Raw genomic sequence first — 11,665 nt, 5'->3', positions numbered from 1 at the left:
GTTCTTAATTTTACGACTTTATACGACAAAAAACACCTAACTTAAAAGTTAGGTGTTTTGGCGGAGAAGGAGGGATTCGAACCCTCGCGCCGGTTTCCCGACCTACGCCCTTAGCAGGGGCGCCTCTTTAGCCACTTGAGTACTTCTCCACGCAGCTAAAAATTTTTATTTTGTATTAAATAAAAAATGGCGGAAAGATAGGGATTCGAACCCTAGGTACGGTCACCCGTACGCCGGTTTTCAAGACCGGTGCCTTAAACCAACTCGACCATCTTTCCACTTCTTACAACAATGATTATTATATCAGCCAAGTTTAATTATGTCAACATTAAGTTTTAAATTATTTATCTTTTGTCTAAATACATCACTAAAGTCCTTTTATAATATCCACATATAACTATAAGCGGATAAAATAAAAATGCCATGGCAAAAGTTACTTTACCACGGCTAAAATTTTCGTTAATTTATTTTAACTTTTATAGTCTATTTTATCCGATGGCTACCATCCGTAACACCCCTATCCTCTTCAAGGTGGGGGATGACGGCTGCTACGCCCCTGGATAAGTTCTTCTGAGACTCAGATGGAGAGATGTATTCCTTATAAGCAAACTCCACCTGAGTCTAAAAATTACTTGATAAATTCTTCTTTACCCATATAAGGTCTTAATACTTCTGGAATCTCTACGGTTCCATCTTCTCTTTGGAAATTTTCAAGTATTGCAGCTACAGTCCTTCCAATGGCAAGGCCTGATCCATTAATTGTATGAACAAACTTAGGTTTATCCTTTGGAGTTTCCTTGTATTTAATATTAGCCCTTCTTGCTTGGAAGTCTTCAAAATTACTACAGCTTGATATTTCTACATATCTATTATAGCTTGGCATCCAAACCTCTAGGTCATATTTTAATGCAGCTGTAAACCCTAAATCACCCTTACATATTCTTACCATTCTATAAGGAAGATTCAAACCTTTAAGCACTGATTCAGCATCAACTATAAGTTTATCAAGTTCTTCATAAGAATCCTCTGGCTTACAAAACTTTACTAGCTCTACCTTATTAAATTGATGTTGTCTTATAAGTCCTCTTGTATCTCTTCCAGCAGATCCAGCCTCTGCTCTAAAGCAAGCACTATAAGCACAATACTTTATAGGTAATATATCTCCATTAAAAGTCTCATCTCTATACATATTAGTTACAGGAACCTCTGCTGTTGGTATAAGAAAATAATCTTCATTAGAAAGTTTAAATGCATCCTCTTCAAATTTTGGAAGTTGACCTGTACCTGTCATACTTTCTCTATTAACCATAAATGGGGGGAGTATTTCAGTATATCCATTATCATAAATATGCTTATCTAAAAAGTAATTTATTACAGCTCTTTCAAGTCTTGCACCAAGTCCTTTATATATAGCAAACCTTGAACCTGTTACCTTACTTGCTCTTTCAAAATCAATAATATCAAGGTTTGATGCTATGTCCCAGTGAGGTTTAGGTTCAAAACTAAACTTAGTAGAATCTGACCATCTTTTTACCTCTACATTATCTTCATCAGACTTTCCATCTGGTACTTTAGGATTTGGTATATTTGGTATCCTAAGCATCATATATTTCACCTTTTCATCTATTTCGGAAACCTTAACATCAAGTTCTTTAATCTTATCTCCAAGATCTCTCATTTTCTTCATTATAAGCTCTACATCTTCACCTGACTTTTTAAGCTGTGGTATTGAAGCAGATACTTGATTTCTCTTTCCCTTTAATGTCTCAACCTCCATTAATATTTGTCTTCTTTCCTCATCTAACTCTAGAATAGTATCTATAATAGACATATCAAAGTTTTCACCTCTGTCATTTAGAGCCTTCTTAATATCTTTTGGATTATTTCTTATTCTTTTTAAATCTAACATAATAACACTCCTTTATTTGAATTCTAATTATTTTACCTATTTATTAATTTTGGGAAATAAAAAAAGAGCCTTCATCCAATAAGGGACGAAAAGCTCCGCGTTGCCACCCTAGTTGATTAATTTAATATTAAACTAATCCTCTTTAAATTCTTTAACGGAAAAACCCGTACTGTTTGTAGCAGTCCCTCAAAGGTGGATTCTTAAAATATAGGTATCAGTTTGCACCTAACACTGATTCTCTTAATGTATCTTTAAAATTAACTAAAAAAACTCGGAGTTTACTTTTAAAAATACCAACCTAATATATTAATACTAGCCTCTTCAACAGTTTATATATTTGATACATTATATCTATTATATCAGATAATGTCAACATTATACCATTAATAATTTAATCCTTTTTTATATTTATCGTAGAAAGTATATCTACACCTGTATTTAAGATATTTTTACATATAATATCTCCTATATTTATAGGTGGACCTATATGTATTCTACTTAAAGCTTTTGAACATTCAATCCATAATCCTTTATCTATAACGTCACTACTTTTAACTGAAACCACATTATGTTGTGAAGATCCTTTTATTCTTACAAGTGTGGTCAATATTCCATTATTGTCTTTAATCTTCTTTATTCCATACTCCTTACCTATATCACACTTATTACCTTCTATTTCTATATTACCGTTATCTTTATATATATCTAAGATGCAGCCCTTTGCACATTCTTTACATAAAATTTTATCTATCAAAATATACTCCTCCTACATCTCTTTAAATTCTTTAATTCTTCCTAAAAGCATTTTAGAATTTTTAGAGTCCTTAAGAATATCAGTAAGTTTTTTATCTGTTTCCCTTGATAATATCTTTACTATCTTACTTAAACAATAGGCCCCTTGGCAATTTCCAAAGGTAGCCCCTGTCCTTCTTTTTATTCCTTCTATGGTTCTTGCTCCTAGTGGTCTTCTTATACTATCAACTATCTCACCTTCTGTTATTTGATTGCACATACATACCATTTTGCCATATCTTTTATCAAGTTTTATTATTTGATCTTTTTCTTCTAAAGATAATTCCTTAAATTTATAAAAGTCTCTTCTTTTATCTACAAAGTTCTTTTTAATTGTGCTCTTTAAGCTATTAGTTATACTTTCACAAATTAATTTTCCAATAGCAGGTGCTATAGTAACTGCAGCGTAACTTCTTCCAATTACTTTAACATAACCTTTACTTATATCACTATCATCTATAATTATATTATCTTTATAATACTTTGAATGATACATTGTCTTTATGTTTTCATTATCTATATCTCCTACAAGTTCTGAAACAACATTAAGTGTAGTATTAAAATCAATAACATCATTTGTTAAAGATGCCGCGATAAGCCCTCCTCCAAATGTAGGTAAAGAATAGCCTTTGCCATTTTCTTTTAATGAAAATACTATATTTGAAAAATAGTTCTTATACTCATTATCTAAAAGCATATATGTAAGTATTTCACTTTCTTCTTTATCATAAGGTTTTTCATTATCTATTTGATAAAAATCTTTAGGTATAGTATTTACTACAACTTTACATGTAAATTTATTTTTATTTGTAGTTACTTTAAGTCCTGTAGCTAGTTTTTGTATATCTAAAACTTCTTCTTCTAATCTAAATATTACACCATTATCAAAGGCTACCTCAGCATATGCTATAGCTAAATCATAAGGGCTAATAATCCCTACACTTTTAGAATAAAGAGCCTTTTTAACTATTGTATTTAAATTTGGTTCTATTTTATAAACCTGATTTTTATCTATTATATTAACATTATCTATTCCTCTTTTTTTAGCTCTTAAATAAATATCTTCTATAGTCTTTATAGATTCTTCATCTTCAGCTATTACTAATGAACCCGTTCTTATAAATGGCACATTAAATTTTGATGTTACTTCTTCCATCATATTGTTACCCATCATTTCTAATTTTGCCATAAGTCCATCTTTACATTCAGTTCCGTCATAAACTATATCTGTATTAACCATTGCAACGTCATCCGCTATATCATAATCTTTTTCAATAAGTGCTATATTTAGATTATATTTCGATAGTTCATAGGCCACGGCACTTCCAATTATTCCTCCACCTAAAACTAATACATCATAATCCATCTTAATCCTCCTACATATAAAGTAAAAGTAACATATTTCAAGTTATCTTCCTAAATCTATTTTTCTGACCTAGGAAGATAACTTTTAAACTACTTATTACTTACCCAATTATTATTTACTTGTTTCATTTAAAATCTTTTCTAATTCCTTCATATATTCTCCGTACTTAGACCAGTCCCCTTCTTTTTGTGAATCTACTGCCTTATAATATAAATCTCTAACCTCTTTAATAATCTCAACATCAGTGGTTGTGTTCTTATCATCTATCTTATCACTTTCTTTATAACTAAAAATTTGTTCTAAAGCCTTTTCAATATTTTCAGCCATTACCATCTTATCTCCGTAATACACAACTACCTTTTTCATTTCAGGTATACTATTATTACTAATAGCCTTAAGGTATAAAGGCTCAATATATAAAAGAGAGTTTTTTATAGGAACTATTACAGTATCACCATAGTATACCTTTGATCCTTCAGTATTCCACAATGACAATTCTTTTGATATATTAGGGTCTTGATTAATTTGATTCTTAAATAAGTATGGACTGTATATGGTTTTAGTTGGTGGAAATTTGTATAAAACTAATTTACCATATTGGTCACCATCCATTCTAGCACCAAATAAAGCTACCATATTTTCCTTACTTCTCATATTAAAATACTCAAAAAGCACCATTTCCTCTTTTTCTTCATTTGGGAGCTTTGTAACAATATATGATGCCTCAGTGGTTTTCTCTTCTTCGGCTTTATTATCGCTCTGATCTTTAGTTTCCTTTTTGTTTTTAGATATTTCCCATAAGTCTTCTCCATTATAAAATACTTCAGGATCTTTTATGTGATATTTCCCTAAAGCACTACATTGAATGTTAAATATTTCTTCTGGATATCTAAAGTGTTCAATAAACTCGGTTGGAAGATCATCTATATCTTTAAATAATCCTTTAAATATCTTAGAATAACTTTGTATTATAGGATCATTCTTATCTGATATATAAAAGTTTATATCTCCATTAAAGCTATCTATAACTACTTTTACAGAGTTTCTTATATAATTTATATCATCATGTGGTTCTGAAAATGGATATTTATTAGATGTAGTATATGCATCTAATATCCAATATAACTTACCATCTTGTATAACTATATAAGGATCTTTATCATAGGTCAAAAATGGAGCTATAGTCTTTGCTCTTTCCATTATATTCCTATTGATTAATATCTTACTGTTTACATTTATATCGTTAGATAGCATAAACTTTATACTCTTTTCTTTAATAGAAAATAAAATTCTATTTATAAAAGACATATTTATTCCAGCATTTCCATCATACTTATTTGTTTCATTCTCTCCACCTTTAGGATAGTCAAATTCCCTTTGCTCTGTATTTACAACAGCATAATAATCTGTTGATTCTCCAAAATATATTCTAGGATTATCTATTTTTATATTACTATTATTTTCAGGTGGTATATTTTTTATTACAAAGTTAGGCTTTCCTTCAGCTGTAACTGAATTTACCCTACTCATAACGACTCCATATCCATGAGTATACACTAGATGCTTATTAAGCCATGTATTTGGTTCTATAGAGTCAGAGTCTATCTCACGCGGAGCTATAAACACCTGACTATACTTGTCATCTATATTATATCTATCTACATCTATATCTTTAAAGTTGTAATAATATCTTATTATTTGAACTTGATTATAAAAATCTAAAGCTGGATTAAAAGAATTAACCTTTATATTATCAATAATATCTTTATTTTTATCTATATCTTCTTTAGTGAGATCATCCTTTACATCAAATATACTCTCTTTAATATCATCTATATTAAATGCTTTTCGTGTAAAGTCAATATTTTGTTTAATATACGGTCTCTCAAATTCAAGTTCGTTTGATTTAACCATAAATTGTTGCACTAGAGTAGATGTTAGTCCTTCTAATATTATAACTACAGCCATAGCTATCAATGATATCACTATAGGCTTTATCTTACCCTTAATGATGCTTACAAAAATAACTATAGAAGATACTATAGCTATTCCAGATATAGCTCGATAAAAGTACAGGCTAACTCTAGCATCTGTAAAACTAGCTCCAAAACCTACACCTTTTGAACTATATACTAAATAATAAGACTTTAAAATATAAAATATACCTATCATTATAAGAAACATACTTGAAAGTACTGCTAGTTGCTTCCCTGCATAATTTGTTATATCACTTTTAATAAATTTAACCTTTGAAAAAGGTCTTTTAAAATTTTTAGTATAAACACCATCTTTTGTGCTCATAATTATATAAACTACAAAAGTTACAATTAAAAGTACTATTAAAAATGCCATCATAGCATTGAATAATGATTGAATAAGTGGAAGTTTGAACATGTAAAAAGAGACATCCTTATTGAACAAAGGATCCTTTACATTAAAATCAACGGAATTGTTGAATTGAACAATCCTATACCAGTAATTAGAAGCTGTTATATAAGATATTAAAAATGACAATATTATATTTAAGCTATAAAAAATTATATTTTCTTTCTTTGTAGCTTTTTTATCTGTTTGAGATATGTTTTTATTTTTGATAAAACCTTTTCTAAGACTTCTATAATATACTATTATACCTATAAAACATACTAAAAATATAGGCACCATTAATTTTAATGTAGCAGTTATCTTTTTGAAATATACTGAAAGATATCCTACTTCTTTAAACCACTTTATATTAATAATAAAGTTAACTATGCCATCCATAAAACCAAATATTAAAATAATTAAAATTAATATTGGTAATATTATTTTATGCTTCCTTTTCATTATATTGCTCCTTTCTTACAGCTAATTTAGCTTATTCTAATCTAATATTAAAAACCCTCTATGCCTAAGCTCACTCATTATCTTATCCATTATCTCAATACTTTCTGCTGTTATTGTATGTATATGCACACCAAATGTAAGTGTTGATAATGGCTGTGCATTAGATGAATTGAATCTACTTAAAAAGTTCTTTATGTCTTCATAGGTTTTTATCATAAGCATAGCTTTGATTTCACCATAAAGGGGATGTTCCACTATTACATCTTCTATTACACCACCAAACCTTACTATAATTTTTAACTCTTCTTCGATTTCATCTTTGGTATGAGATAACACTATAACTCTTCTAATAGAATCCACCTGAATCTTAGGAATGATGTAACCTTCAGGTGTAGCTATTATATTAATACCACTAGCTCTTAGTAATGCTACATCCTTAACTATAACTTGTCTTGTAACACCAAATGTTACTGCAAGTTCGCTCCCCTTTTTTGCATTATTTGCTTCTAACAAATTTTTTTCAATTGATTGTCTTCTATCCTTTGAATTCAAAATATCACCTCTTTTAATTTAAGTTATCAAAATGTACTAATATATTTAGCATTTCATCTCCCTTAATCTTGTAATTATGATGATTTTTAATTACATATAAAAATCTTTCATCATATTTATTTAGTTGTTTTAGATATTCATATCCTTTTATAGGATGATTATAATATACATCTATCTTCTTAACATTCATATATTTATTCATCTTATCCTTAAATAGTTTGTTTATTATAACTAGTAAAGATTTATCTATAATAGATAGACTTCCAAATTTCTTTCCTATATCATGTAGTAGGCAAACTTTCATAAACCAAGCCTTGTCTAATGAACTACATATCTCACTAGATTCTTCATTATTTATGTATTGTAAAGATGCCTTTGCAACCCTTATGCAATGTTGTTTCTCTCCTGATTTTAAACTACTAAATAACTTCACCTCTTCTTTATCTAAATAACTTTTTAAAAAGTTATAGTCTATTGGTTTAAATGGAGATATTATATACCACAAAAATTGTTTGATTCTATAAATTATATCCACAATCCCTTCCATCTTACATTCTAATATAACTATAGCTTTATTCATAATTAATATTCTGTAAACATATACTTTAAGTGAATTTTTTATATTACATTTTTTATTTTTAAACAAAATAAAAAGTCATGAACTAAAGTTCATGACTTTTTGGTGGAGATAAAGAGACTCGAACTCTTGACCCCCTGCGTGCAAGGCAGGTGCTCTCCCAACTGAGCTATACCCCCAGGTTTGGTGGACCTTCAGGGACTCGAACCCCGGACCTACCGGTTATGAGCCGGTTGCTCTAACCAACTGAGCTAAAGATCCTTGTTTTCACCCGGCGACGACTTACTCTCCCACAAGGCCTCCCTTGTAGTACCATCAGCGCTTTAGTGCTTAACCATCCTGTTCGGAATGGGAAGGGGTGTTACCACTAAGCCATAATCACCGGATAAGTAAATATAAATATTAAAAAACTTATATTTATTTATCAACAAAACTTATTTTATTACAAATAAAATCTTTTGTCAATAGTTTTGAAAGAAATTATTCTTTCAAAACTGCATATGGTTTAAAATATTTGGTCAAGCCCTCGACCTATTAGTATCAGTCAGCTTAATACATTACTGCACTTACACCTCTGACCTATCAACCTCGTGTTCTTCAAGGGGTCTTACTAGCTTACGCTATGGGAAATCTAATCTTGAGGTGGGCTTCACGCTTAGATGCTTTCAGCGTTTATCCCGTCCCGACATAGCTACCCAGCAATGCCACTGGCGTGACAACTGGTACACCAGAGGTCAGTCCATCCCGGTCCTCTCGTACTAGGGACAGCTCCTCTCAAATTTCCTACGCCCGCGACGGATAGGGACCGAACTGTCTCACGACGTTCTGAACCCAGCTCGCGTGCCGCTTTAATGGGCGAACAGCCCAACCCTTGGGACCTACTTCAGCCCCAGGATGCGACGAGCCGACATCGAGGTGCCAAACCTCCCCGTCGATGTGGACTCTTGGGGGAGATCAGCCTGTTATCCCCGAGGTAGCTTTTATCCGTTGAGCGATGGCCCTCCCACGAGGTACCACCGGATCACTAAGCCCGACTTTCGTCCCTGCTCCACTTGTAGGTGTCGCAGTCAGGCTCCCTTCTGCCTTTGCACTCTTCGAACGATTTCCGACCGTTCTGAGGGAACCTTTGGGCGCCTCCGTTACTTTTTAGGAGGCGACCGCCCCAGTCAAACTGCCCACCTAACAATGTCCGGCACCCAGTTTCATGGGTATCCGTTAGAACCTCAGTACTGTCAGGGTGGTATCCCAAGGGTGACTCCACTGAAGCTGACGCCCCAGTTTCTCAGTCTCCCACCTATCCTGTACAGACAATACCGAAATTCAATGCTAAGCTACAGTAAAGCTCTACGGGGTCTTTCCGTCCAATCGCGGGTAGCCAGCATCTTCACTGGCACTACAATTTCGCCGGATTTGCAGTTGAGACAGTGCCCAAGTCATTACGCCATTCGTGCGGGTCAGAACTTACCTGACAAGGAATTTCGCTACCTTAGGACCGTTATAGTTACGGCCGCCGTTTACTGGGGCTTAAGTTCATACCTTCGCTTACGCTAAGCATTCCCCTTAACCTTCCAGCACCGGGCAGGCGTCAGCCCCTATACTTCAGCTTTCGCTTTAGCAGAGACCTGTGTTTTTGCTAAACAGTTGCTTGGGCCTATTCTCTGCGGCCTACTTGCGTAGGCACCCCTTCTCCCGAAGTTACGGGGTCAATTTGCCGAGTTCCTTAACTGCAATTCTTCCGATGGTCTTAGGATTCTCTCCTCATCTACCTGTGTCGGTTTGCGGTACGGGCACTATTTTGCTCCCTAGAGGCTTTTCTTGGCAGCGTGGAATCAGATACTTCGGTCAAAATGACCTTCCCCATCACACCTCAGAATTGTCTGAACGGATTTTCCTATCCAGACTCCCTAAGTGCTTAGACTAGCATCCAATAGCTAGCACATCTTATCCTCCTGCGTCACCCCATTGGTAATAACGCTACATAGTGGTATCGGAATATCAACCGATTGTCCATCGCCTACGCCTTTCGGCCTCGGCTTAGGTCCCGACTAACCCTGGGCGGACGAACCTTCCCCAGGAAACCTTAGATTTTCGACCACTAGGATTCTCACCTAGTTCTCGCTACTTATGCCAACATTCTCACTCCTGTACCGTCCACCGCTCCTTTCGGTACGACTTCAGCCAGTACAGGACGCTCCTCTACCGCGTACATAAATGTACACCCATAGCTTCGGTGATAGATTTTAGCCCCGAACATCTTCGGCGCGGGATCTCTCGACTAGTGAGCTATTACGCACTCTTTTAATGAGTGGCTGCTTCTAAGCCAACATCCTAGTTGTCTTTGAAATCCCACATCCTTTTCCACTTAATCTATACTTTGGGACCTTAGCTGATGGTCTGGGCTGTTTCCCTTTTGACTACGGGCCTTATCACTCGCAGTCTGACTGCCGGACTAATAGTATGTGGCATTCGGAGTTTGATAGAGTTTGGTAACCTATACGGCCCCTAGCCCATTCAGTGCTCTACCTCCACTACTCATATCCGACGCTAGCCCTAAAGCTATTTCGAGGAGAACCAGCTATCTCCGGGTTCGATTGGAATTTCTCCGCTATCCACAGCTCATCCCATGGTTTTTCAACACCAATTTGGTTCGGTCCTCCACAGAATTTTACTTCTGCTTCAACCTGGCCATGGATAGGTCACCCGGTTTCGGGTCTACGACATGCAACTATTTGCCCTATTAAGACTCGGTTTCCCTTCGGCTCCGTACCTTAAGTACTTAACCTCGCTACATATCGTAACTCGTTGGCTCGTTCTACAAAAAGCACGTCATCACACACATAAGGTGCTTTGACCGGTTGTAGGCACACGGTTTCAGGTTCTATTTCACTCCCCTTCCGGGGTTCTTTTCACCTTTCCCTCACGGTACTTCTTCACTATCGGTCATCAAGTAGTATTTAGCCTTGGGAGGTGGTCCTCCCTGCTTCCCACAAGGTTTCACGTGTCTCGTGGTACTCTGGATCAGATCTTAGGCCTTCTTCTTTCGTCTACGTGGCTATTACACGCTGTGGCTCAACTTTCCAGTTGTATTCGACTAAAATACCGCCATATTAATGATCTGTCCACAACCCCAGAAATAAATTTCTGGTTTGGGCTCTTTCCCTTTCGCTCGCCGCTACTTAGGAAATCGAATTTTCTTTCTCTTCCTCCAGGTACTTAGATGTTTCAGTTCCCTGGGTGTACCCTTATATACCTATTTATTCAGTATACAATACATGGGGTTTACCCATGTGAGTTTCCTCATTCGGAAATCTTCGGTTCACAGCCTATTTGCGGCTACCCGAAGCTTATCGCAGCTTATCGCGTCCTTCGTCGGCTCTTGATGCCAAGGCATTCGCCATGTGCCCTTTGTAGCTTGACCTTCGTTCGTTATAACCTTCGTACTACTTCGTCAACTTCGCCGGTGCGGTGCTCATTTACAGTAAGTAAATTCCGCTCCTCCCGTCTTGTTTCCTCGTATTACTCGGTTCTAACTTCACTCAGAGAGTTTTTAAAAGTTTAATCATATTAAAATACAATTAAAGCTTAGTAAATAATCAATGAGTTATCATTTCAATCTTACAAAAGATTTTTCTTTTTAAAGTTT

6 protein-coding genes, 4 tRNA genes and 2 rRNA genes are annotated in these 11,665 nt (G+C 34.7%); all 12 read right to left on the bottom strand.

Translation table 11 applies throughout. The features are described from left to right. Positions 1-58: 58 nt before the first annotated feature. A tRNA-Ser gene (locus tag BV55_RS0105305) sits at positions 59-149 on the bottom strand. Between the two features lie 38 nt (positions 150-187). Further along, a tRNA-Ser gene (locus BV55_RS0105300) sits at positions 188-278 on the bottom strand. Between the two features lie 350 nt (positions 279-628). Next, positions 629-1,909, bottom strand: a complete 1,281-nt coding sequence (gene serS, locus BV55_RS0105295; protein WP_029451776.1) for a serine--tRNA ligase — start codon at positions 1,907-1,909, stop codon at positions 629-631. A gap of 391 nt (positions 1,910-2,300) precedes the next feature. Continuing rightward, a complete protein-coding gene (locus tag BV55_RS0105290) occupies positions 2,301-2,663 on the bottom strand; it encodes a DUF1667 domain-containing protein (RefSeq protein ID WP_029451775.1) in 363 nt (120 codons plus the stop codon). 12 nt (positions 2,664-2,675) lie between these two features. Next, positions 2,676-4,067 carry an NAD(P)/FAD-dependent oxidoreductase gene (locus BV55_RS0105285; protein WP_029451773.1) on the bottom strand — a complete coding sequence of 464 codons (1,392 nt, stop codon included), beginning with the start codon at positions 4,065-4,067 and terminating at the stop codon, positions 2,676-2,678. 111 nt (positions 4,068-4,178) lie between these two features. After that, positions 4,179-6,893, bottom strand: coding sequence for a UPF0182 family protein (locus tag BV55_RS0105280; RefSeq protein ID WP_029451772.1), 2,715 nt, complete (start codon positions 6,891-6,893; stop codon positions 4,179-4,181). A 36-nt stretch (positions 6,894-6,929) separates the two neighbouring features. Continuing rightward, positions 6,930-7,445, bottom strand: coding sequence for a transcription repressor NadR (locus BV55_RS0105275; RefSeq protein ID WP_029451771.1), 516 nt, complete (start codon positions 7,443-7,445; stop codon positions 6,930-6,932). 13 nt (positions 7,446-7,458) lie between these two features. After that, complete coding sequence (locus BV55_RS0105270) at positions 7,459-8,025, bottom strand: HD domain-containing protein (protein ID WP_051652404.1); 567 nt, start codon at positions 8,023-8,025, stop codon at positions 7,459-7,461. A 100-nt stretch (positions 8,026-8,125) separates the two neighbouring features. After that, positions 8,126-8,201 (bottom strand) — tRNA-Ala (locus tag BV55_RS0105265). Between the two features lie 5 nt (positions 8,202-8,206). Further along, positions 8,207-8,283: transfer RNA gene (locus BV55_RS0105260), tRNA-Ile, on the bottom strand. 8 nt (positions 8,284-8,291) lie between these two features. Further along, positions 8,292-8,408: ribosomal RNA gene (gene rrf, locus BV55_RS0105255) — 5S ribosomal RNA — on the bottom strand. A gap of 128 nt (positions 8,409-8,536) precedes the next feature. Next, positions 8,537-11,440, bottom strand: a 23S ribosomal RNA gene (locus BV55_RS0105250). Positions 11,441-11,665: the final 225 nt, after the last annotated feature.

Source organism: Clostridium algidicarnis, from assembly GCF_000703125.1.
GTDB classification, from domain to species: domain Bacteria; phylum Bacillota; class Clostridia; order Clostridiales; family Clostridiaceae; genus Clostridium_L; species Clostridium_L algidicarnis.
Note: the sequence above shows the minus strand (reverse complement) of the source record. Positions and strands in the feature narration are given on the sequence as shown.